The sequence below is a fragment of the Pseudomonas sp. Irchel s3a12 genome (assembly GCF_900187485.1).
Taxonomy (GTDB): domain Bacteria; phylum Pseudomonadota; class Gammaproteobacteria; order Pseudomonadales; family Pseudomonadaceae; genus Aquipseudomonas; species Aquipseudomonas neuropathica.
The window spans coordinates 305,182-326,991 of sequence record NZ_FYDN01000005.1 but is presented as its reverse complement, the minus strand read 5'-3'; the positions used below and the strand labels follow the sequence as shown (position 1 = coordinate 326,991).

The 21,810-nt window shown below is 59.2% G+C and carries 20 protein-coding genes and 1 pseudogene; 15 read left to right on the top strand and 6 right to left on the bottom strand.

Annotated elements, in window-relative coordinates; genetic code table 11:
- The first annotated feature begins 39 nt into the window (after positions 1 to 39).
- Positions 40 to 1,842, top strand: a complete 1,803-nt coding sequence (locus CKW14_RS11340; RefSeq protein ID WP_095047243.1) for an acyl-CoA dehydrogenase — start codon at positions 40 to 42, stop codon at positions 1,840 to 1,842.
- A gap of 176 nt (positions 1,843 to 2,018) precedes the next feature.
- Positions 2,019 to 2,717, top strand: a complete 699-nt coding sequence (locus CKW14_RS11335) for a hypothetical protein (RefSeq protein ID WP_095047242.1) — start codon at positions 2,019 to 2,021, stop codon at positions 2,715 to 2,717.
- Between the two features lie 62 nt (positions 2,718 to 2,779).
- On the opposite strand, the gene CKW14_RS11330 is transcribed toward CKW14_RS11335, so the two are convergent.
- The gene (locus CKW14_RS11330) at positions 2,780 to 4,717 is read right to left on the bottom strand and encodes a methyl-accepting chemotaxis protein (protein ID WP_095047241.1); all 1,938 of its coding nucleotides are present in this window, start codon (positions 4,715 to 4,717) and stop codon (positions 2,780 to 2,782) included.
- Between the two features lie 251 nt (positions 4,718 to 4,968).
- On the opposite strand from CKW14_RS11330, the gene CKW14_RS11325 reads away from it, so the two are divergent.
- Positions 4,969 to 5,340, top strand: a complete 372-nt coding sequence (locus tag CKW14_RS11325; protein ID WP_095047240.1) for a hypothetical protein — start codon at positions 4,969 to 4,971, stop codon at positions 5,338 to 5,340.
- A gap of 58 nt (positions 5,341 to 5,398) precedes the next feature.
- Here the strand turns inward: CKW14_RS11325 and CKW14_RS11320 are convergent, their stop codons facing one another.
- Together CKW14_RS11320 and CKW14_RS11315 are read right to left on the bottom strand one after the other, a co-directional pair.
- Positions 5,399 to 5,701: a cell division protein ZapA gene (locus CKW14_RS11320; protein ID WP_016987569.1), complete on the bottom strand. Its 303-nt coding sequence runs from the start codon at positions 5,699 to 5,701 to the stop codon at positions 5,399 to 5,401.
- Complete coding sequence (locus CKW14_RS11315; protein WP_007909525.1) at positions 5,698 to 5,928, bottom strand: hypothetical protein; 231 nt, start codon at positions 5,926 to 5,928, stop codon at positions 5,698 to 5,700. The genes CKW14_RS11320 and CKW14_RS11315 overlap by 4 nt, the downstream gene beginning before the upstream one ends.
- 210 nt (positions 5,929 to 6,138) lie before the next feature.
- Here CKW14_RS11315 and CKW14_RS30445 point away from each other — a divergent pair.
- The 5 genes and pseudogenes from CKW14_RS30445 to selO all read left to right on the top strand — a co-directional run.
- Positions 6,139 to 6,930, top strand: a pseudogene (locus CKW14_RS30445) (MCP four helix bundle domain-containing protein); the annotation flags it as partial.
- Between the two features lie 30 nt (positions 6,931 to 6,960).
- Complete coding sequence (locus CKW14_RS30440; protein WP_371042268.1) at positions 6,961 to 7,833, top strand: methyl-accepting chemotaxis protein; 873 nt, start codon at positions 6,961 to 6,963, stop codon at positions 7,831 to 7,833.
- Positions 7,834 to 8,268: 435 nt separating this feature from the next.
- The gene (locus CKW14_RS11305; protein WP_007909521.1) at positions 8,269 to 10,011 is read left to right on the top strand and encodes a potassium/proton antiporter; all 1,743 of its coding nucleotides are present in this window, start codon (positions 8,269 to 8,271) and stop codon (positions 10,009 to 10,011) included.
- A gap of 34 nt (positions 10,012 to 10,045) precedes the next feature.
- On the top strand, positions 10,046 to 13,399 hold the full coding sequence (gene mscK / locus CKW14_RS11300) for a mechanosensitive channel MscK (protein ID WP_095125321.1): 3,354 nt from the start codon (positions 10,046 to 10,048) through the stop codon (positions 13,397 to 13,399).
- A 48-nt stretch (positions 13,400 to 13,447) separates the two neighbouring features.
- Entirely contained in the window at positions 13,448 to 14,911 is a 1,464-nt protein-coding gene (gene selO / locus CKW14_RS11295; protein WP_095125320.1) for a protein adenylyltransferase SelO, read from the top strand.
- A 7-nt stretch (positions 14,912 to 14,918) separates the two neighbouring features.
- On the opposite strand, the gene CKW14_RS11290 is transcribed toward selO, so the two are convergent.
- Entirely contained in the window at positions 14,919 to 15,320 is a 402-nt protein-coding gene (locus tag CKW14_RS11290) for a type II toxin-antitoxin system HigA family antitoxin (protein ID WP_095047236.1), read from the bottom strand.
- Complete coding sequence (locus CKW14_RS11285; RefSeq protein WP_095047235.1) at positions 15,317 to 15,613, bottom strand: type II toxin-antitoxin system HigB family toxin; 297 nt, start codon at positions 15,611 to 15,613, stop codon at positions 15,317 to 15,319. Before CKW14_RS11285 ends, CKW14_RS11290 begins: the two co-directional genes overlap by 4 nt.
- A 195-nt stretch (positions 15,614 to 15,808) precedes the next feature.
- Here CKW14_RS11285 and trxC point away from each other — a divergent pair, with 195 nt between their 5' ends.
- Positions 15,809 to 16,243, top strand: a complete 435-nt coding sequence (trxC, locus tag CKW14_RS11280; RefSeq protein WP_095047234.1) for a thioredoxin TrxC — start codon at positions 15,809 to 15,811, stop codon at positions 16,241 to 16,243.
- A gap of 126 nt (positions 16,244 to 16,369) precedes the next feature.
- Here the strand turns inward: trxC and CKW14_RS11275 are convergent, their stop codons facing one another.
- The gene (locus CKW14_RS11275; protein ID WP_034152927.1) at positions 16,370 to 17,140 is read right to left on the bottom strand and encodes a ParA family protein; all 771 of its coding nucleotides are present in this window, start codon (positions 17,138 to 17,140) and stop codon (positions 16,370 to 16,372) included.
- A 356-nt stretch (positions 17,141 to 17,496) separates the two neighbouring features.
- Here CKW14_RS11275 and CKW14_RS11270 point away from each other — a divergent pair, with 356 nt between their 5' ends.
- Genes CKW14_RS11270 through CKW14_RS11245 form a run of 6 tightly spaced genes read left to right on the top strand, consistent with a single transcriptional unit; the run spans position 17,497 to position 21,745 of the window.
- A complete protein-coding gene (locus CKW14_RS11270; RefSeq protein ID WP_095125319.1) occupies positions 17,497 to 18,222 on the top strand; it encodes a beta-ketoacyl synthase chain length factor in 726 nt (241 codons plus the stop codon).
- Entirely contained in the window at positions 18,198 to 19,010 is an 813-nt protein-coding gene (locus CKW14_RS11265; RefSeq protein ID WP_095125318.1) for a 1-acyl-sn-glycerol-3-phosphate acyltransferase, read from the top strand. Before CKW14_RS11270 ends, CKW14_RS11265 begins: the two co-directional genes overlap by 25 nt.
- Entirely contained in the window at positions 18,988 to 19,263 is a 276-nt protein-coding gene (locus CKW14_RS11260) for a phosphopantetheine-binding protein (RefSeq protein ID WP_093430104.1), read from the top strand. The genes CKW14_RS11265 and CKW14_RS11260 overlap by 23 nt, the downstream gene beginning before the upstream one ends.
- A gap of 9 nt (positions 19,264 to 19,272) precedes the next feature.
- Complete coding sequence (locus tag CKW14_RS11255; protein ID WP_007909503.1) at positions 19,273 to 19,527, top strand: acyl carrier protein; 255 nt, start codon at positions 19,273 to 19,275, stop codon at positions 19,525 to 19,527.
- Positions 19,524 to 20,069: a hypothetical protein gene (locus CKW14_RS11250; protein WP_093430103.1), complete on the top strand. Its 546-nt coding sequence runs from the start codon at positions 19,524 to 19,526 to the stop codon at positions 20,067 to 20,069. Before CKW14_RS11255 ends, CKW14_RS11250 begins: the two co-directional genes overlap by 4 nt.
- Positions 20,066 to 21,745 carry an acyl-CoA synthetase family protein gene (locus CKW14_RS11245; protein ID WP_095125317.1) on the top strand — a complete coding sequence of 560 codons (1,680 nt, stop codon included), beginning with the start codon at positions 20,066 to 20,068 and terminating at the stop codon, positions 21,743 to 21,745. The genes CKW14_RS11250 and CKW14_RS11245 overlap by 4 nt, the downstream gene beginning before the upstream one ends.
- The last annotated feature ends 65 nt before the right edge of the window (positions 21,746 to 21,810 follow it).

The window sequence follows — 21,810 nt, the reverse complement described above, 5'->3', positions numbered from 1 at the left end:
CCTTAGACTCGGCCCAACCCCAATTTCAGGTAGGCCGCCATGTCCGAGACGCTGCTCAGTTCCCGCAATCTGGCTTTCGAGCTGTATGAAGTCCTCGATGCCGAGGGCCTGACCCGGCGTGAGCGCTTTGCCGAGCACAATCGCGAAACCTTCGACGCCGCCATCGGCACCGCACGCAGCATCGCCGAGAAGTACTTCGCACCGCACAACCGCAAAGGCGACGAGAACGAGCCGCGCTACGAGGACGGTAAGGCGATTCTGATTCCTGAAGTGAAACCGGCTGTGGATGCTTTCCTCGAAGCCGGATTCCTCAATGCCGCGCGCAGCTTCGACGCTGGCGGCATGCAACTGCCGACGCTGCTGTCCCAAGCCTGCTTCGCCCATTTTCAGTCGGCCAACGCTGCGTCGACTTCGTACCCGTTCCTGACCATGGGCGCGGCGAACCTGATCGAGAGCTTTGGCACTGAGGAGCAGAAACAACGCTTCCTGCAGCCCATGATCGATGGTCGCTTCTTCGGCACCATGGCGCTGACCGAACCGCATGCAGGTTCATCGCTGTCGGATATTCGTACGCGCGCCGAGCCGGCGTCCGACGGCACTTATCGCCTGAAGGGCAACAAAATCTTCATCTCCGGCGGCGATCACCCGCTCTCGGAAAACATCGTGCACATGGTCCTGGCCAAACTGCCGGACGCACCTGCGGGCGTTAAAGGCATTTCGCTGTTTATCGTACCGAAGTTTCTGGTTAACGATGACGGCAGCCTCGGCCCACGCAATGACGTGCTGCTGGCCGGGCTGTTCCACAAGATGGGCTGGCGCGGCACCACCTCCACGGCGCTGAACTTCGGCGATAACGGTGAGTGCGTCGGTTATCTGGTCGGTGAGCCGCATCGCGGTTTGAGCTACATGTTCCAGATGATGAACGAGGCGCGGATCGGCGTCGGCATGGGCGCAGTGATGCTCGGTTATGCCGGTTATCTGTATTCGCTGGAGTACGCCCGCGAACGCCCGCAAGGCCGGGTGCCGGACAGCAAGGATCCGACCACAGCGCCGGTGGCGATCATTCAGCACGCCGATGTACGACGCATGCTGTTGACGCAAAAGTCCTACGTTGAAGGTGCATTTGACCTCGGCTTGTATGCCGCACGCTTATTCGACGACACCACCACGCTTGAATCTGAAACCGAGCGCAAACAGGCGCATGAGTTGCTGGATCTGCTGACGCCGATCGTCAAATCCTGGCCATCGGAGTTCTGCCTCAAGGCCAACGAACTGGCGATCCAGATTCTTGGCGGCCACGGTTACACCCGCGAATACCCGGTGGAGCAGTATTACCGCGACAACCGCTTGAACCCGATTCACGAAGGCACCCACGGCATTCAGTCGCTGGATTTGCTCGGGCGCAAACTGGCGCAGAACGGGGGTGCCGGACTGAAGCAGTTGATTCGGTTGATCGCCACCACCGCTGAACGCGCTACGGCGTACGATTCGCTGACCGCACTGCGGGAGCCTTTAGAGAAACTGGTAGCTCGCCTGCAAACGGTGACCATCGGCCTGCTGACCGATCTGGCACAGGGCAAGGTCAACAGCAGCCTAGCAAACTCGGCGTTGTACCTGAAGGTGTTCGGCCACGCGGTGATTGGCTGGCGCTGGCTGGAGCAGGCGATTCGTGCCGAGGAAGGGTTGGCCATAGGGAACTCAGCGGATGCTGACTTCTATAAGGGCAAGCTGCAAGCAGCGAGGTATTTCCTGACGTGGGAAGTGCCGGGTTGCCACCATGAACTGGCGTTGCTGGAGGCGCGGGATGATACGTGCCTGGCGATGCAGGATGCGTGGTTCTGATTTCAGCGCCGTCACCTAGACAAAACACATTATCGGGCTTTCCACACCTGTCATGTTTGACAGGTGTGGGTATGAGTCCTGCGCGGTAGGCTGGTTTGGCCAGACATGTAGTTTGCAGTTTGCCCGGCAAGTTCGGACTTAACGTCCTCTTCTTACCCTACAAAAGAGCGAACAACATGGACAGCCAAACTGCCGACCAAACCATCAAACTTGCAGAACTGGTAACGCAGGACTATTGCGTCCTTGCTTCGATTTCGCAATTTGGATCGCGAAACGGAACGGTCTGGACTAACAAAAACGCCCCGGTTTCCACTGTAACCAGCAAAAATCACCATCGTCTTTCTGATGAGCGATCGCAGATCAGCATCACGACATCGCCGGACAACTCAGTACCGGCTGTCGAAACAACAGCAGCAGCAATGTTCGAGATCATTATGGCGGAGGACCGTTATGAGACGGTCAATCGCGTAGCTTACAAAGATTACACATTCATAGGTGCCACTCAGGTGCGAGCAGTAGTATATGGCGGCGCAGACGCGAAATTGCTGATTGATCCTAACGTCGTTCTGAGCGCAGAAGAGTTTGTTTTTGCGGCAAGAGTCAATGACGTAGTAAAAGATCCCACTGCAGAGCGCGTTACGGAAAAGCGTTACATCAAAAAAGGGGAAAATCTCTACCAGGCCATGGTTATCACTTCGCGCTCGAGTTATATCAGCAAGCAGGATTTCAATAGAGACGATATGTTCAGAACACTGGCAGCTGGCGACACTTACCACGAAGACCAGCAGGTGTGGACCGTCCGAGAGAAGCGAGTGTTTTATCTGGAGACAATTGGTGGCATCGATTTCTATGGGCGAGAAATCCTGCTGTTCTGAATGGCGAAACTAAAGTGAAACCGACGCGCCCTCAAGGCGCGTCGGTTCTGTACCAGAGTCACTCATTTCAATCGGAACCCACCCATCTGCCGCGCCAGATCATCCGCCAGTTTCTGCAACATCTGACAATCCTCGCGGCAGGCCCTGACCTCCCCCGCCGTCGCCCGCGCCAGATCAGAAATCCCCTGCACATTCCGGTTGATCTCTTCAGTCACCGCCGACTGCTCTTCCGTCGCCGTCGCCACTTGATGGTTCATATCGCTGATGCGCTCGACCTGACCGGTAATCGCCGTCAACGACGCTCCGGTGCGCTGGCTCGACTCAACCCCTGTGCCGGTCGCGGCCTGACCGGTGCGCATCGACGACACGGCGTTTTCCGCGCCTTGCTTGAGGCTGCCGATCATCTGCTGGATTTCGTCAGTGGATGCCTGCGTGCGGCGCGCCAAAGTGCGTACTTCATCGGCGACGACGGCGAAACCGCGCCCCATATCCCCGGCCCGCGCCGCTTCGATGGCGGCGTTGAGCGCCAACAGGTTGGTCTGCTCGGACACGCCACGAATCACCGCCAATACAGAATCGATCGAAGCCACCTGATGCGCCAGCTCACCGACCGCGCCCGCCGCCACGCCAATCTCATCGGACATGCTTTCAATATGCCGAATCGAGCCGCCGACCACCTCCCGCGCCTGCATTGCTTCATCCCGCGCGGTCTGCGAGGCCAGCGCCGCGTTACCGGCGTTTTGCGCGATTTCCTGCACGGTCAAACCCATCTCGTGAACCGCCGTCGCGACCATGTCGGTCATTTCCTGCTGGCGGCCCGAGCGTTCAGCCGTGTTCTCCACCACTTTCGCCACTTGCCCCACGGCCGTACGCAGTCGCTCGCTGGTGGTCAGTACTTCGCCGATCAATCCGCGCTGGCTATCGAGGAAACGATTGAAGCCGCGAGCGAGGTCGCCCAGTTCATCGGCACGGCTGGAATCTAACCGGTGGGTCAAATCTCCACCGCCGCTACCAATCGCTACCAGCGCCGCTGTTACCTGACGAATCGGCCGCACCAGCCCTTGCGCCAGCCACACCACCAAAGCGAGGCACACCAGCGCTACGGCCAGACCGATACCGCCGCTCATCCACATCGCTTTACGGGCTTCGGCGTAGATCTGCGATTGCGGCACTTCGGCCACCAGGGTCCAGCCCAGATCGCGCAGCGGCAGGCTGAAGGCGAGGAAGTCTTCACCCTCCCTTTGGAAGCTGCTGCTCACAGCATTTTTTTGACCCATGACGGCTTGAGCAGCGGAGGCGCCAATCTGCTCCGTCAGGGTGCGCTTACCGCTGAATTGCGCCTCGGGATGCACCTGGATCAAACCATCGGAACGCACGAGATAGACCTTGCCGCGCTCGCCAAAGCTGAAGTTGTGAATCAGCTCCGACAGCTCTTTCATGCTCAAACCGAGCCCAGCCACACCGACCACTTTACCGGCCTGCTCGACCTTCAAATCGATGAACAGCGCCAGTTCTCCGGTGGCGCCATCGTTGTCGATATTGAGAGTGCGCGGCTGATTGCTGTCGAGGAAGGAATAGAACCACGCGTCAGCCGGTTTTGAACGGCTGAGGGTGCGATCCAGGCCTTTTTCGGTGATGTAGTGATTGGATTCGGTGCCGATGATCAAAGCAGTGAAGGCTTTATGTTCGGCGCGGATGCCTTCCAGATACTGCGCGAAGCCAGCCGTTTTGCTGCTGTCTTCGCCTGAGGCGAGCCAGTCACGGACCATCGTATTACTGGCAATATCCTTGGCGGCTGTCAGCGGTTGCACAAGGATCCGTTCGATATCGTTGCGCGTCGCTTCGATGCTCGACGGCAGTGCTTGTTCGACCAGATAGCTCTGGGCGAGGCGGTTGACCACCAGGGTATAAATGCCAACCACGATCAGGATACTGACCAGCAGGGCGGTGCCCATGCTGAGAATCAGCTGCCATTGAATACTGCGTCGCCACAACTGCATGGAGCACCCCCAAAGAATAAGAGGCAGAAACACTGCAACTGTCGCGCCAGATGTATACAAAAATCACGCAAACAAGAGACAAACCCTAAAGCAGCGATCTTCGACCAGCAAGAAGCGGGCCGATTTCATAGGGAGAACACTGTCAACTCTGACAGGTTACAGGGCGCATCGCGTGGCATAGATTGCAGTTTCCCTGTCTGTGCCCAAGCATTCGCTTCACAGACTCATGCTGTACTAGCAGGAGAAAGATCATGGCTGATACAAGTCCAGCTGAAAGCTTTGTACAGACAATTTCTGACAACGATACGTTTGTGAAATCAGCGCAGGTCGGCGACTTTGTCGACGGATCCAGCATGCTATCGATGATCACCCGAAAACACTTCACCGAAGTCATGGTTTTCCCCGTAATCCATTACAAAGCTACGATCACTACGTTCTCAGGCGCGACGTTCAGTACAACTCAGCCGATCGCAGGATCAGAATATATAAACCTGCTTTCGCGCGGAGATGAAGTGACGATCGACGAGACGACCTACAGGGTCTCCCACGGAGAGTTTAAGAAGCAAACCAACGGAGAGTGGTTGAGGAAGATCTACTGGCAACCAGTGACTAAAACTCAATAAACACAGAGCCGTTCATATATGAGCGCCTCGTAGTACCGAGGCGCTGCAAAAACGCGCTTCAACCCTGATTGATGGTCTTGGCGATGGTGTCGACCGTGGCGCTGACTTGCTCTTGGTAACGGTCGAGTTCTTCCTGGTGTTGCTTCTTCATTTCGATCTGCTGCGAGCACAGATTCATCGCCGCCAGCACCAGCAAACGGTCACCGATCAGTGTCGGGTATTTGCGCTTGGTGTCATCCAGCGCTGCCTTGAGCATCATGGCCGCGTCCAGCAGGGTCTGTTCTTCCCCGGCCGGTGCCTTGATCGAATAGTCCTCCCCGAGAATGGAGACGACTTTTACCCCTGCTGTGTGGTGGTTCATGCGCTGACAGGACCTGCGTTGACGCGATCAACCAAGGCTTGAATGCGGGCCGCGGTGGCGCCGTGCTTTTCTTCCTGTTCCATCAGGTTCAGTTGCAGGCTTTCGTTTTCATCCTTGGCCTGGGCCAGTTCCGTGGACAGGGTCTGGTTGGTTTGCGCGAGGGTCTGGTTCTGTTGCACCAGGTCGCTGACGAGCTGTTCCAATTGGCTGAGGGATGCTTCCAACATTTTGATCTTCCAAGCGTTTTTCAAAGGGCGCGTACGATAAAGAAAAGTCACCACGGATGCCAGGGTTAAACCGGCGCAAAGCCTTGATTTTCCTGGTGGCGGACCGTTCCTGCGAGTTTTAAAGACTGTGATCTGCCGATCTGGTTCCTGCACTTCGTCGCCCAGGCCCTTCTGCGACAAATACGCACAGTGCCTCAAGACTTTAGTCGCATGACCGATAAGTCATCCATACAGCAGTCTCAGCCCGCATGGATGCGGCCCTCTCTTGGTATCCGCCCCATGTCCCTTCGCAATATGAATATCGCCCCACGGGCGTTTACCGGCTTCGCCCTGATTGGCGGCCTGATGCTGATTCTGGGTGTGTTCGCACTGAATCAGATGAGCAAAATCCGCGGTGCAGCCGAGAACATCTCGTCCACCAGCGTACCGAGCATCAAGAACCTCGACGAGTTCACCCAGTTGACCCTGCGCCTGCGCGTGCTGTCGTACCGCTTGCTGGTCAACCGCGAGCCAGACGTGCAGCAGAAAACCGTTGAGCTGCTGGACATGCGTAACCAGCAGATCCGCAAGGCCCAGAGCGATTACGAGCCGCTGATCGGCAGCCCCGAAGAGCGTGCTGCCTATGACCAGTACGTGCAGTTGCTTGGCCAGTACCGCCAGATCGAAGACCGCATGAAGAGCCTGTCGCGCAACAACCAGGTGGATGAGCTGCGCACCCTGCTCAACACCGAGTTGCTGAACAACTCCGAAGCGGTGAACACCGTGCTCAACCGTCTGATGCAGATCAACGGCGCGCAGATCAGCGAGACCAATCAGCGAGCGGCCGATCAGTACTCTTCGGCGTTTGATCTGGTGGTGACCCTGCTGGTGATCGCCACTGGTCTGACCTTCCTGTTCGCCTGGCTGCTGACGGTGAGCATCACTAAACCAATTTCCAAAGCACTGGACGCTGCGGAAACCATCGCCGAAGGCAACCTGACCCAGCCGATCCATGTTGACGGTGAAGACGAGGCCGGTCGCCTGCTCGCAGCCATGGCCAAGATGCAATCGAAGCTGCGTGACACCCTGCAACGCATTTCCGGCTCGGCCACTCAGCTGGCTTCAGCGGCTGAAGAGCTGAACAGCGTCACCGACGAAAGCGCGCGTGGCCTGACTCAGCAGAACAACGAGATCGAACAAGCGGCCACTGCGGTCAACGAAATGACCAGCGCCGTAGAAGAAGTCGCCCGCAATGCGGTGAGCACCTCCGAAGCCTCGAAGAACGCCACCACTTCGGCTGGCGACGGTCGTGACCTGGTCCAGGAAACAGTCAGCGCGATCGAACGCATGAGTGCCGATGTACAGAGCACTGCCAGCCTGATCGGCGATCTGGCCAATGAATCCCGTGACATCGGCAAGGTGCTCGACGTGATTCGTGGCCTGGCCGATCAGACCAACCTGCTGGCACTGAACGCAGCGATTGAAGCGGCACGTGCCGGTGAAGCGGGTCGTGGTTTTGCCGTGGTGGCGGATGAAGTACGTGCCCTGGCGCACCGCACTCAGCAGTCGACCAGCGAAATCGAGCGGATGATCGGCAGCATTCAGAGCGGTACCGAACACGCCGTGGATTCGATGCGTAACAGCACCGAGCGTGCCGAGTCGACGCTGAACATTGCTCGAGGTGCCGGCATGTCGCTGGACACCATCAACACCGCCATCGTCGAGATCAATGAGCGCAACCTGGTGATCGCCAGCGCCGCCGAAGAGCAGGCACAAGTGGCGCGGGAAGTGGATCGTAATCTGGTGAATATTCGTGATCTGTCGGTGCAATCGGCGACCGGCGCGAATCAGACCAGTGCGGCGAGTAATGAACTGTCGCGGTTGGCGCTGGACCTGAACAACATGGTTGGGCGGTTTAGCCTGTAAATTTTGAGATCAAGATCAAAAGCCCCTCACCCCAGCCCTCTCCCAGAGGGAGAGGGGGAAAGGGAGCAGATCTTCATGCTTTTCAAAACCTGCGCTCGACTCGGAATTTCAGGTCGGTGCAACTTGAACAAACACCGCGCTCGGTCCCCCTCTCACCCCGGGAGAGGGGGAAAGGGGGCAGATCTTCGTGTTTTCAAAACCTGAGTTCGACTCAGGATTTTCAGGTCGATGTACCTTGCACAAACACTGCGATCAGTCCCCTCTCCCTCCGGGAGAGGGCTAGGGTGAGGGCAGCAACCGACAGTCGAACCCAAACCTCGAATCCCCCAGCGCAAAAACCTTTTTGACAGCATCACATTTCAACAGGTTAGAATCGCTGGCACGCAGACTGCATGGTCAGTTTGTGCCCGTTTTTACGCTTCTGGAGTACTGCCTTTGAATGCGACGACCATCAACAGCCTGTTCTTGATCGGCGCGTTGCTGGTAGGCGCAAGCATTCTCGTCAGTTCGCTTTCTTCCCGTCTCGGCATCCCGATTCTGGTCATCATCCTCGCTGTCGGCATGGCCGCCGGGGTCGATGGCGGCGGGATCATCTTCGATAACTACCCGACGGCCTATCTGGTCGGCAACCTCGCCCTGGCGGTGATCCTCCTCGACGGCGGTTTGCGCACGCGGGTGTCGAGTTTCCGCGTGGCGTTATGGCCGGCGTTGTCGCTGGCCACGGTCGGGGTGTTGATCACCACCGGGCTGACCGGCATGGCCGCTGCCTGGCTGTTCGATCTCAATCTGATTCAAGGCTTGTTGATCGGTGCCATCGTTGGCTCGACGGACGCCGCAGCGGTGTTCTCGCTGCTCGGCGGCAAAGGCCTGAACGAACGGGTGACGGCCAGCCTGGAAATCGAATCCGGCAGCAACGACCCGATGGCGGTGTTTCTCACCGTGACCCTGATCGACATGCTCGCCAGCGGCCAGACCGGCCTGCACTGGAGCCTGTTGACCCACCTGATCCGCGAGTTCGGCATCGGCGGCGTGATCGGTCTCGGTGGCGGTTGGTTGATGTTGCAACTGGTCAACCGGATCAATCTGGCGGCGGGCCTGTATCCGATTCTGGTGATCGCTGGCGGTCTGGTGGTATTCGCCCTGACCAACGCCCTGCATGGCAGCGGCTTCCTCGCGGTTTATTTGTGCGGGCTGGTGATCGGCAACCGTCCGGTGCGCAGCCGCCACGGCATTCTGCACATGCTCGACGGCATGGCGTGGCTGGCGCAGATCGGTATGTTCCTGGTGCTGGGGCTGCTGGTGACGCCGCATGATTTGCTGCCGATCGCCCTGCCCGCTCTCGGTCTGGCGCTGTGGATGATTCTGTTTGCGCGACCGCTGTCGGTGATGGTCGGCCTGCTGCCGTTCAAAGCGTTCCATGGGCGTGAAAAAGCCTTTATTTCCTGGGTTGGCCTGCGCGGCGCGGTGCCGATCATTCTCGCGGTGTTCCCGCTGATGGCCGGGCTGCCGAATGCGCAGCTGTACTTCAACCTCGCCTTCTTCATCGTGCTGGTGTCGCTGCTAGTGCAGGGCACGAGCCTGCCGTGGGTCGCCAAGCTATTGAAGGTGACCGTGCCGCCAGAGCCGGCGCCGATTTCTCGCGCAGCGCTGGAAGTCCATGTCACCAGCGAGTGGGAGCTGTTCGTGTACAAGCTGGGCGCGGAGAAATGGTGCATCGGTTCGCCCCTGCGCGAACTGAAAATGCCCGAAGGTACACGTATCGCTGCGCTGTTTCGTGGCCAGCAACTGCTCCATCCGTCGGGTAGTACAGTGCTGGAAGTCGATGATCTACTGTGCGTTATCGGCCATGAACACAACCTTGGCGCCCTCGGAAAACTGTTCAGCCAGGCGCCGCAACGCGGCCTCGATCTGCGTTTCTTCGGCGATTTTGTACTCGAAGGAGACGCCCAGCTTAAAGCGGTTGCAGCGCTGTATGGCCTGCCGGCCGAGGGCATCGATCCGGACATGACCCTGGGCGCGTTCATTGCCCACAAGGTCGGTGGTGCACCGATCGTTGGTGACCAAGTGGAGTGGAACAACACTCACTGGACGGTTGCGGTCATGGACGGGAACAAGATCGGCAAAGTGGGCGTCAGATTCCCCGAAGGAAGTCGCCCGGGCCCCGGGCTCTTCCTCTAAACTGCGTCCACTATCACTTGTTTGACCGGTCTCTATGCCTACCCTGCGCTCCTTTTTCGTCGCGGCCCTGCTGGGCCTGAGTCTCACTGTCGGCCCGCTTTACGCCGCCGAACCGCCCTCCAGCGACGCCGTGCAGGCCAGCCTGGACAAACTCGCCGACAGCAAACTGCCGGATGCCGATAAGAAGGCCCTGCAGACCGTCCTGCAGAACACGCTCAATCAGCTGAACAATCAGCGTGATTACGAACAGAAACTGATCGATCTCAAGCAGCAACTGGCGACCGCCCCCAAGCAGACCATTGAAAACACTCGCGAGCTGGCCCGCCTCAAAGCCAACGCGGTGGTGTCGGTGGCGCAGCGTTTTCCCAAGGAGTCGATTCAGCAACTGGAGCAAATCCTCACCGATCGCTCGACTCAGCAAAGTGACCTGCAAAAAGCCCTCGCCGACGCTAACAGCCTGATCATCACTGCGCAGACTCGCCCCGAGCGCGCGCAAGCGGAGATATCCGCCAGCCAGACGCGCATCCAGCAGATCAACAACATCCTCAAATCCGGCAAGGACGCGGGTAAAACCGTCACCGCCGAGCAGCGCGACCAGTTGAACGCCGAACTGGCGGCGCTGAATGCGCTGATCCCGCTGCGTCGTCAGGAGCTGGCCGGCAATAGCCAGCTGCAGGATCTGGGCAATGCTCAGCATGACTTGCTTTCGGAGAAGTCCGATCGCCTCGACCGCGAGATCCAGGAACTGCAAACCCTGATCAACCAGAAGCGTCTGGCGCAGTCGCAGGAAACCGTTACCCAACAGTCGATCGAAGCGCAGAAGGCCGGTAGCAGCAGTCTGCTGGCCATCGAAAGCACGGCGAATCTCAAGCTCTCCGACTACCTGCTCAAAAGCACTGACCGCCTCAACGAAGTCACCCAGCAGAATCTGCAGACTAAACAACAGCTCGACAGCCTGACCCAGAGCGATTCAGCGCTGGACGAGCAGATCAGCGTGCTCAAGGGCAGCCTGCTGCTGTCGAAGATTCTCTACAAACAGAAACAAGCCCTGCCACGTCTCAAAGTCGACCGCGATCTGGCGGATCAGATCGCCGACATTCGCCTGTGGCAATTCGACGTCAGCCAGCAGCGTGAGCAACTGAGCAATCCGGCCGCCTATGTCGACAACCTGCTATCGACGCAGCCGCCGGAGCAGGTCACCCCGCAATTGCGCAAAAACCTGCTGGATCTGGCCAACACCCGCGCCGATCTGCTGGAGCGGCTGAACCGCGAACTGAGCGCCATGCTCAACGAGTCGATCACCCTGCAACTCAATCAGAAACAACTGCTGAGCACCGCGCAGGGTCTGCGTGCGACGCTCGATGAGCAGATGTTCTGGATTCCAAGCAACAAGCCGCTGGATCTGGAATGGATGCGCGCGGTGCCGGAGCGCCTGAAACGCCAGGTCGACACCTTGCCATGGGCATCCAGCCTCAGTGAACTGACTGACGGCCTGACTCAGCGACCGTTGCTGTTCCTGCCCTTGGCCTTGTTGATCGGCGCCCTGCTGTGGCGGCGCAAGAATCTGTACGCGCGGCTTAACAAGGTTCACCAGGACATCGGTCACTTCAAGCGTGACAGCCAATGGCACACCCCGCAGGCGATCCTGATCAATATTCTGCTGGCGATGCCGGTGGCGCTGGGCCTGGCACTCTGCGGTCTGGCGTTGCAAATCGATGCCCGTGGACAGAACGCCAATATGGGCGCGGCTTTGCTGCAAATGGGTCAGGCGTGGCTGGTGTTCTACACCGCTTACCGGATTCTGGCGCCGGGCGGCGTGGCGGAACTGCACTTCCGTTGGGAAAAGCCGCAGGTCGAGTTCCTGCAAGGCTGGATCCGTCGACTGGGCCTGGTGGTCATGGCGCTGGTGACCATTGTTGCCGTCGCCGAATTGCAGCCGGCCGCACTGGCAGACGACGTGCTCGGCATGCCGGTGGTGCTGACCTGCTATGCCCTGATGGCCTGGCTGCTCAGCCGCCTGCTGATCAGCAGCCCGGCCCACGAAAACACTTCGCTGTTCCGCAAAGCCGTCGGCGTGATGTTCACCCTGCTGCCGATCGCGTTGTTCGTGGCGGTGTGCTTCGGCTACTACTACACCGCGCTGAAGCTCAGCGACCGCTTGATCAACACCCTGTACCTGCTGATGTTCTGGCTGGTGATCGAAGCCACCTTCGTGCGCGGCCTGAGCGTTGCCGCGCGACGTCTGGCCTACCAGCGTGCCCTGGCCAAACGGCAGGCGGCGAAAGAGGCCGGCGACGGCGAAGCGGTGATCGAAGAGCCGACGCTGGACATCGAAAAGGTCAACGAACAGTCCCTGCGCCTGATCCGTCTGGCCCTGCTCGGCGGCTTCATCGCGGCGCTGTACTGGGTCTGGTCGGATCTGATTTCGGTGTTCTCCTACCTCGACAACATCACTCTCTACGAATACACCAGCGGCACCGGCGCCAACATGAGCATGGTGCCGATCAGCATCGGCGACATGCTCGGCGCGCTGATCATCATCGGCATCACCTTCGCCCTCGCGCGCAACTTGCCCGGTCTGCTCGAAGTGTTTGTGCTGTCCAAGCTCAATCTCGCTCAGGGCAGTGCCTACGCGACCACCACGTTGCTGTCGTATGTGATCGCCGGTGTCGGTTTCGTCTCGACCCTGTCGACCCTCGGCGTGAGTTGGGACAAGTTGCAATGGCTGGTGGCGGCGCTGTCGGTGGGCCTCGGTTTCGGTATGCAGGAGATCTTTGCGAACTTCATCTCCGGCATCATGATTCTGTTCGAACGCCCGGTGCGAATCGGTGACACCATCACCATCGGCAACCTGTCGGGCACGGTGAGCAAGATCCGCATCCGCGCCACGACCATCACCGACTTCGACCGCAAGGACATCATTGTCCCGAACAAGACGTTCATCACCGGGCAACTGATCAACTGGTCGCTGACCGACACCATCACCCGCGTCACGCTGAAACTCGGCGTCGATTACGGCTCGGACCTGGATCTGGTCAAGGAACTGCTGCTCAAGGCTGCCCGCGAGAACCCGCGCGTGCTCAAGGAACCCGAGCCGCACGTGTACTTCCTCAACTTCGGCGAAAGCACCCTCGACCACGAGTTGCGCATGCACGTGCGCGACCTCGGTGACCGCAACCCGGTGCTCGATGAGGTCAACCGCTTCATCAACCGTGAGTTCAAGAAGCAGCACATCAACATCTCGTTCCGCCAGATGGAGGTTTACCTGAAGAACCTTCACGGTCAGGAATACAAGATGGTGCCGATCGAGCCGGAAACCAAAACCATCGTGCCGATCGCCGACGATCAGAAACCGCTGCAAGAGCCACCGCCGGCCAAACTCGACTAACCGGTTTATTCCCAGCAGAATGCTCGGACATTCTGCTGGAGCCGGCCCTTGAAAGCCCTCGACGAACTGACCTTCGACAATCGCTTCGCCCGCCTGGGCGATGCGTTCTCCGCCCATGTGCTGCCCGAGCCGATCGATAATCCGCGTCTGGTCGTCGCCAGCCCGGCGGCCCTGGCCTTGCTCGATCTCGATCCGGCCGCAGCCGAAACTCAGGAATTTGCCGAACTGTTTGGCGGCCACAAGCTGTGGGCCGATGCCGAACCGCGGGCGATGGTCTATTCCGGGCATCAGTTCGGCGGCTACACGCCGCAACTTGGTGACGGTCGGGGCTTGCTGCTCGGCGAGGTCAACAACACTGCCGGCGAGCATTGGGACCTGCACCTGAAGGGCGCCGGACAGACGCCGTTTTCGCGCATGGGCGACGGCCGGGCGGTGCTGCGTTCGTCGATCCGCGAGTTTCTCGCCTCCGAAGCGCTGCACGCGCTGAATATCCCTTCTTCGCGCGCGGCCTGCGTGATCGGCTCCGACACCCCAGTCTGGCGCGAAAAGCAGGAGCGCGCGGCGATGGTGCTGCGCCTGGCGCCGAGCCACATCCGCTTTGGCCACTTTGAATACTTCTATTACACCAAACGCCCCGAGCAGCAAAAGCAGCTCGGCGAGCACGTGTTGGCCATGCACTTCCCCGAGTGCCTGGAGCAACCGGAACCGTATCTGGCGATGTTCCGTGAAATCGTCGAGCGCAACGCCGAGCTGATCGCCAAATGGCAGGCTTACGGCTTCTGCCACGGCGTAATGAACACCGACAACATGTCGATCCTCGGCATCACCTTCGACTTCGGCCCGTTCGCCTTTCTCGACGATTTCGACGCCAACTTCATCTGCAACCATTCGGATGATCAGGGCCGTTACTCGTTCAGCAATCAGGTGCCGGTCGGCCAGTGGAACCTAAGTGCGTTGGCTCAAGCGTTGACGCCGTTCATCAGCGTTGAAGCCCTGCGCGAAACTCTCGGTTTGTACTTGCCACTGTTTCAGGCGCACTACCTCGACCTGATGCGCCGCCGTTTAGGCCTCACCACAGCTGAAGATGACGACCAAACACTGCTGGAAAACCTGCTGCAATTGATGCAGAACAGCGGCGTTGATTACACGCTGTTCTTCCGCCGACTCGGTGCAGAGTCCGCCGTAGAAGCCGTCGCCCGTTTGCGCGACGATTTCGTCGACATCAAGGGCTTTGACGCCTGGGGCGAACGCTACATCGCCCGCGTTGCCCGCGATGGCGACGCCGATCAGGAACAGCGCCGCACCCGCATGCACGCGGTCAATCCGCTGTACATCCTGCGCAACTATCTGGCGCAAAAGGCCATCGATGCGGCAGAGCAAGGGGATTACTCGGAGGTACGCCGGCTGCATGCAGTGCTGAGCAAACCGTTTGAAGAGCAGCCGGGGATGGAGGCTTATGCCGAGCGGCCACCGGAGTGGGGCAAGCATTTGGAGATCAGTTGTTCGTCTTGAACCAGCATCAGGTAAACACATCGATTGGCACATTGAAGCGCTCTGCCAACCAACGAATCTGGCGCAAGTTAAGCTTGCGCTTGCCGTTCAAAATCTCCGAAACAACCGACTGAGTACCAACACCCGGCAAGTCGCTCTGAGTCAGGCCGTGCTCACGCATCATGTAACCGAGAACCTCTTCGCCACTTGCCTGGGCCATGGGGTGATGGGTGTGATCCCATTCTTCGATCCAGTCACCGATGATGTCGACCAAGCTCATCAACGGGTGCGACTCATCATCGCCGGTAATTTCCAGCAGTTCGTCGACTGCCAATACCAAAGCATCGTAGTCGTCTTCGTTTTTCGGTTTCCGAACCACTGGAGAGACAAATTCCCAGTGCTCGACAACCGTTTTAATCAAAGCATTCATACCCTACCCTCCTTCCATTTACCGCGGTCATATTCGCGGTGATCCATCACATGCTTTATGTAGAGTCTCTGAGAGCGGTAACTGACAAAAGCAATCAGTCTCAATTTATTGCCACCGATATCGAAGACATGAAACTCGCCAACCTTGTCGGTCGCAGGAAATATCGATTTCATCGCAGAAAAATCCTTTGGATAAATTCTGCTCGCCAAACGAAACCACTGCGCCAGAGCACTTGCTGCTTGTGGCCATTGCTCCTTGGCCTGTCGAATGGGTTTTTCACTGAACACATGCATGCAACATCCTTATCGCATTCTGCTATGGGGAGTTAATCACAAACCAAAAATATCGCAAGTTGCGATAACACTAGGCAGACCAATGGATTGGCCTGCTGCGTCTTCAGCCTAGGCACAACGCGAGAGCCTGCACGATTGAAAATATGAGCAAACGTCTCCAACTAGGTGTTATCAGATCAATTCCGGATTTCGCTCATGACCACCCCACTCCTCATCCCCTGCCCCTCCTGCAACGGCCTCAACCGCATCCCCGCCGAGCGCCTCGCCGACCAGCCCAAGTGCGGACGCTGCAAATCCGCCGTGCTGCTGAACAAACCCTTCGAACTCAAGCAAGGCGATTACGCCAGTCAGATCAAGGGTGATCTGCCGTTGCTGGTGGATGTCTGGGCGGAATGGTGTGGGCCGTGCAAGTCGTTTGCGCCGGTGTTCGAGCAGGCGGCGGCGCAGCTGGCCGGCAAGTGCCGCTTGGCCAAGCTTGATAGCGAGGCCAATCAACAGTTGTCGGCGCAGTTGGGGATTCGCTCGATTCCGAGTCTGATTCTTTTCAGGAACGGCCGGGAACTGGCGCGGCAGAGTGGTGCGTTGCCGTTGCCGCAGTTGATGGCGTGGCTGCGTAGCCAAGGCATCTGACACACCGTAAAGCAATGTAGGAGTGAGCCTGCTCGCGATAGCGTCCTGTCAGCCAACACTTGAGTGACTGAAAGGGTGCTATCGCGAGCAGGCTCACTCCTACAGGGTTCTGCGTAGCTCAGAAGATCAGTGATCTTCGAGCAAGTTGTGCAGTTCGACGAATTGCTGGGTCAGCTTATGGCGCGGGTCGAGGTGGATCAGCGGCATGCTGGCCTGATGCGATTCGCGCATGCGCACCGAACTGGTCAGGTACACCGGCAGCACCGGTAGACCTTCGGCAATCAGCTCATCGAGAATCTGCTGCGGCAGGCTCGCCCGGGCTTGGAACTGGTTGACCACGATGCCTTCGACTTCCAGGCCTTCGTTGTGGTCGTCCTTCAACTCCTCGATCTCCGCGATCAGGCCGTACAGCGCCTGACGGGAAAAGCTGTCGCAATCGAAAGGGATCAGCACGCGATCCGCAGCAATCAACGCCGATACCGCATAAAAATTCAGCGCCGGCGGCGTATCAAGATAAATCCGGTCGTAATCCTCGGACAGCTCATCGAGCAACTTCCGTAGTTTGTTGATCTTGTGTTTGGCCTCGAGCTTGGGCTGCAGGTCGGCCAGCTCGGCGGTGGCGGTAATGATGTGGAGGTTGTCGAACGGCGTTTCGTAGATGTCCGCCTGATTCTTCTTCGAGAACGGCCCGGAAGACAGGGTCTGCTTGAAGAAGTCGGCAATACCCATCGGAATGTCGTCGCCGGTGAGCCCGGTCAGATACTGAGTGGAGTTGGCCTGGGCATCGAGATCGACCAACAGCGTGCGATAACCCTCGCTGGCGCTGACCGCCGCCAGATTGCAGGCAATGCTCGACTTGCCTACGCCACCTTTCTGATTGAACACCACGCGCCGCATGACCAAACCTCCGTGTATCAAAGAATGACCGAGTGTAGATGCGCTCGACCTCGCTTCGCTACCTTCACGGACACGGACTACAAAGTCAGGTGCAAATATCCGCGGACGAATAGGGCAATCGCCGCCATTGATCGCCGAGATTCCCGACAGACAAGCCGCTCACGATCTGGATAATGGCCAAGTGACAGTTTTCTTGCGAACCACTCGGTACATTTCGTTGCGCAAAATGTAACCAGCATTTGCTACACACCCGTCGCACCGGGATAATGCGCGCCACCCGGCGCCATGCGCCACGTCAAGCCTGCTGCGGCTCTGGCCACTCAACGCGTCAACAAATGCCCGCAGGGGCGGGATGAATGTCCGTGATCAACTTCAACATCGCCCAATGGCGCGCGTGGGCTCCCGGGCTCGACAGCGTGGACGCCTGGCAGGCCTGGAGCCGACAACCGGTCGTACTCCAGAGCAGCGATGCCGCGCCCGATGTGTCGTTTTTGCCGGCCATGCAGCGCCGCCGTCTCAGCCGACTGGCACGCATGGCGTTCAGCGTTGGCTGGCCCCTGGCCGACGGACGGGAGAATCTGCCGCTGGTGTTCGTTTCGCGTCACGGCGAAACCCCGCGTACCTACGAGATCCTCACCGATCTGGCCAACGAACAGCCCCTGTCGCCGACGCAGTTCAGCTTGTCGGTACACAACGCGATTATCGGCCTGTGGTCGATCATACGCGGCGAGACCAGCGAAATGACTGCCCTCGCCGCTGCCGGCGACGGCCTCGAACACGGCATGCTCGAAGCCGCAGCCCTGCTCAATGAGGGCGCCCCGGCGGTGCTGCTGGTGATCACCGAAGAACAACCGCCCGAAGCGTATTCAGCGTGGATCGACGACGTGCCGTTTCCGTACGCGCTCGGCCTTTTGCTCACCCCCGGTACCGACTGGCGGCTGACCCTGAACAGCACCACAGAAACACGGTCAAAAGCGCACTGGCCCCACGCACTCACTCTGCTGCGAACCCTGCTTGGCCAGCAACCCCTTTGCCAACATGCCTGGAAAAATCGTGTATGGACCTGGCAACGCAACCCGTGACCGAAAAAAACCGCGACGCCTATTACTGGCGCCTGCTGGCCACCGCCGCAAGCTTCGCCCTGTTCGGGCTGGGCGGGCTGTGCCTGCGCGTACTGGTGTTTCCGTTACTCGGATGCCTGCCGGGTGATGCGCTGAAACATCGGCAACGCGCGCGGCAGACCGTCAGTCGGCTGTTCTGGTTTTTCGTGCGCTTCATGGCCCGTACCGGCGTGCTGACGTATGACATTCAAGGGGCCGAACGTCTTGGCCGCCCCGGGCAGATGATCATCGCCAACCACCCGTCGTTGATCGACGTAGTGTTCCTGATCGGGCTGGTGCGCCAGGCCAATTGCGTGGTGAAGAAAACCCTGTGGGAAAACCCCTTCACCCGTGGCCCGCTGCGCAGCACCGAATACATCAGCAACGACGGCAGCATGGACATGCTCGATGCCGCTGCCCAGTCCCTGCAAAACGGCCAGACCCTGATCATCTTTCCCGAAGGCACGCGCACCCAGCCAGGTCAGGCGCCGGCCTTTCATCGCGGGGCGGCAGCGATTGCCCTGCGCGGTGCGAAAATAGTCACGCCGGTGATCATCAAGGTCAACCCGACCACGCTGACCAAAGCCGAACCCTGGTACCGGATCCCCAGCCGCCGCGTGCACTTCAGTTTTCGCGTCGGGGCCGATATAGACCCACAAGCCTTCGCCGCGCAAGGCCCTGCACCGCAAGCCTCGCGCAAGCTCAACGATTATTTGCACTCATATTTTATTAAGGATCTCGCCGAAGATGAGCGATCTGAACACCCCTAGCCTGGTGCGTGACATCAAACTGCTGATCATCGACGCCCTCGGCCTCGAAGACATCAGCGTCGACGACATCGAAGACGAGCAAACACTGTTCGGCGAAGGCCTGGGCCTGGATTCCGTCGACGCGCTGGAACTGGGTCTGGCCATCCAGAAAAAATACGGCATCAAGATCGATGCCGACGCCAAAGACACCCGTAACCATTTCACCAACGTGGCCAGCCTTGCGGCGTTCGTCACGGCAAAACAGGCAGCTTGAGACCGGACCATGCAAACTCGTGACGATATTTTCAACACCCTGCGCGATGCCTTGGTCGAGCTGTTCGAACTGGATCCGGCCCGTGTGAGCCTGGAATCCAACCTGTATCAGGATCTGGAAATCGACAGCATCGACGCGGTCGATCTGATCGATCACATCAAACGCCAGACCGGCAAGAAAATCGCCGCCGAAGAATTCAAATCGGTGCGCACCGTCGGCGACGTGGTCGAGGCGGTCTACCGTCTGGTTCAACCGGCCGCATGAGCCGATTGATCGGCCTCGGCCTGCTGCTGGCCGGTCTGCTGTACCCCTTTGCGGTGTATTTCGGCATGGAGCATTTTGCCCCGTGGCAGTTCGGTCTGCTGCTGGGCAGCCTGTGGCTGGCGCGAGCGCTGACCGGTGAACGTAAACCCGGCAGCCTGTGGATGGCCTGTGTGGCGATCGCCTTTTGCCTGCTGCTGGCGCTGTTCGACAGTCCGCTGTTGCTGCGTTGGTACCCGGTGCTGATCAGCGGCTTCATGCTGGTGCTGTTCAGCCTGAGCCTGAAATACGGCCCGCCGATGGTGGAGCGCCTGGCGCGCTTGCGTGAGCCAGAACTACCGGATATTGCGATTCGCTATACGCGCAAGGTCACCGTGGCCTGGAGCGTGTTTTTCTTCTGCAACGGTTTATGCGCCGCCCTGCTGACCCTGTGGGCGCCGCTGAATTGGTGGATGTTGTACACCGGCCTGATCTCCTATGGATTGATCGGCCTGATGTTTGCCATTGAATGGCTGATACGACAACGGGTAAGAGGCCGTACATGAACTGGATAAAACTTGAGCAGCTGTTGCTCAAGCCTGTGCCGGCGCGGTCCATCAGCCACGCACCGGCCCTCGAACATGCGCAACTGTGCGAGCAGGCGCTGAGCGTTGCCGCCGGTCTGCAAGCGCAAGGCGTGAAACGTCTGGCTGTGCACCTGGAAGATGCCGCCGAACTGGCCATCGCATTGCTAGGTGCATGGCGTGCAGGTGTGAGTGTTCTGCTGCCCTCGGACCTGCAAGCGCAAACCCGCCAGCGCTGGTCGGCTGAGGTCGATCTGTGGCTGACGGATCAAGCCGATGACGCGCAACTGAGCGACGTTCAGCAGCCGCCGCTAGCAGGCGCCGCACTGGACCTCGACCAGTGCCGCCTGAGCCTGTGCACGTCCGGCTCCAGCGGCGAGCCCAAGCGCATCGACAAAACCCTGCGCCAACTGGCCAACGAGGTCGAAGCACTGGAACAGTTGTGGGGCGCGGATCTCGGTGAGGCCTGCATCATCGGCAGCGTCGCCACCCAGCATATTTACGGTTTGCTGTTTCGCGTGCTGTGGCCGCTGTGTGCCGGGCGCCCGTTTGTGCGCAAGCAACTGGCGTTCCCCGAAGACTTGCAGCGTGCCAGCCGCGAACATCCAGCCTTTGCGTGGGTGGCCAGCCCGGCGTTACTCAAACGCATGGGCGACAACCTCGACTGGCCGGCCCTGAGCGCCGTGCGCCGGGTGTTTTCCTCCGGCGGTGCGTTGCCGGTCGAAGCTGCGCAAAGTCTGCAGCAACGCTTGCAGCAATGGCCGACGGAAATCCTTGGCAGCTCGGAAACCGGCGGCATTGCCTGGCGTCAGGGCCAACTACTGTGGCAACCGTTCGCCGGTGTCCAACTGAGCCAGGACAGCGACGGCGCCCTGCTGATCGCCTCACCTTACTTGCCTGCCGGGCACGTCGAGCACACCGCTGACGCCGCGCGCATCGGCATCGATGGCCGCTTCGAACTGCTCGGACGGCTGGACCGGATCGTCAAACTGGAAGAAAAACGCATCTCGCTGCCCATGCTTGAGCAAGCCTTGGTTGACCACGACTGGGTCGCCGAAGCGCGCTTGGGCGTGGTCCAGGAAAATCGCGCCTCTCTCGGTGCTCTACTGGTGCTCAGCGAGGCCGGCCTGTTTGCCTTGCGTAAGCACGGTCGCCGCAGCCTGACCGAAACCCTGCGCCAGCATTTGCGCCAACACTGTGAAGCCCTGGCTTTACCGCGACGTTGGCGGCTAGTGCGGCAATTACCGTTGAACAGCCAAGGCAAACTGCCGCAGGCCGATATCGAAGCGCTGCTGATGGCCCCGCGAGCGAAAGCGCCGGAAGTGCTGTCGCAGGTCGAGACCGAGGGTGAATGGAGCCTGCAACTGAGTGTGCCGCCGGACCTGGCTTATTTCAGTGGTCACTTCCCTAAAGCCCCGGTATTGCCCGGCGTGGTGCAGGTGGAATGGGCACTGAACCTCGGTCGCCAACTGCTCAATCTGACCGGTCCGTTTGCCGGGATGGAAGTGCTGAAGTTCCAGCAATTGGTGCGGCCTGGGGATGAAATTCAGCTGCACCTGCGCTTTGATCCTGAGCGCGGCAAATTGTATTTCGCTTATCGCAATGACACGGCGACCTGTTCCAGTGGGCGGATTCTTTTGGGTGTAGAGCATGGTTGACCTTGGTGAGTGCTGCGCACTCAATCGCGAGCAGGCTCACTCCTACAGGGATCGCGGTCTTCCAG

What these genes read in the sequence shown, in the direction of transcription:
- CKW14_RS11340 (WP_095047243.1), top strand. Translation starts at nt 40, where the DNA reads ATGTCCGAGACGCTGCTCAGTTCCCGCAATCTGGCTTTCGAGCTGTAT.
- CKW14_RS11335 (WP_095047242.1), top strand. Translation starts at nt 2,019, where the DNA reads ATGGACAGCCAAACTGCCGACCAAACCATCAAACTTGCAGAACTGGTA.
- CKW14_RS11330 (WP_095047241.1), bottom strand. Translation starts at nt 4,717, where the DNA reads ATGCAGTTGTGGCGACGCAGTATTCAATGGCAGCTGATTCTCAGCATG.
- CKW14_RS11325 (WP_095047240.1), top strand. Translation starts at nt 4,969, where the DNA reads ATGGCTGATACAAGTCCAGCTGAAAGCTTTGTACAGACAATTTCTGAC.
- CKW14_RS11320 (WP_016987569.1), bottom strand. Translation starts at nt 5,701, where the DNA reads ATGAACCACCACACAGCAGGGGTAAAAGTCGTCTCCATTCTCGGGGAG.
- CKW14_RS11315 (WP_007909525.1), bottom strand. Translation starts at nt 5,928, where the DNA reads ATGTTGGAAGCATCCCTCAGCCAATTGGAACAGCTCGTCAGCGACCTG.
- CKW14_RS30440 (WP_371042268.1), top strand. Translation starts at nt 6,961, where the DNA reads ATGGCCAAGATGCAATCGAAGCTGCGTGACACCCTGCAACGCATTTCC.
- mscK (WP_095125321.1), top strand. Translation starts at nt 10,046, where the DNA reads ATGCCTACCCTGCGCTCCTTTTTCGTCGCGGCCCTGCTGGGCCTGAGT.
- CKW14_RS11290 (WP_095047236.1), bottom strand. Translation starts at nt 15,320, where the DNA reads ATGAATGCTTTGATTAAAACGGTTGTCGAGCACTGGGAATTTGTCTCT.
- CKW14_RS11285 (WP_095047235.1), bottom strand. Translation starts at nt 15,613, where the DNA reads ATGCATGTGTTCAGTGAAAAACCCATTCGACAGGCCAAGGAGCAATGG.
- trxC (WP_095047234.1), top strand. Translation starts at nt 15,809, where the DNA reads ATGACCACCCCACTCCTCATCCCCTGCCCCTCCTGCAACGGCCTCAAC.
- CKW14_RS11275 (WP_034152927.1), bottom strand. Translation starts at nt 17,140, where the DNA reads ATGCGGCGCGTGGTGTTCAATCAGAAAGGTGGCGTAGGCAAGTCGAGC.
- CKW14_RS11270 (WP_095125319.1), top strand. Translation starts at nt 17,497, where the DNA reads ATGTCCGTGATCAACTTCAACATCGCCCAATGGCGCGCGTGGGCTCCC.
- CKW14_RS11265 (WP_095125318.1), top strand. Translation starts at nt 18,198, where the DNA reads ATGGACCTGGCAACGCAACCCGTGACCGAAAAAAACCGCGACGCCTAT.
- CKW14_RS11260 (WP_093430104.1), top strand. Translation starts at nt 18,988, where the DNA reads ATGAGCGATCTGAACACCCCTAGCCTGGTGCGTGACATCAAACTGCTG.
- CKW14_RS11255 (WP_007909503.1), top strand. Translation starts at nt 19,273, where the DNA reads ATGCAAACTCGTGACGATATTTTCAACACCCTGCGCGATGCCTTGGTC.
- CKW14_RS11250 (WP_093430103.1), top strand. Translation starts at nt 19,524, where the DNA reads ATGAGCCGATTGATCGGCCTCGGCCTGCTGCTGGCCGGTCTGCTGTAC.
- CKW14_RS11245 (WP_095125317.1), top strand. Translation starts at nt 20,066, where the DNA reads ATGAACTGGATAAAACTTGAGCAGCTGTTGCTCAAGCCTGTGCCGGCG.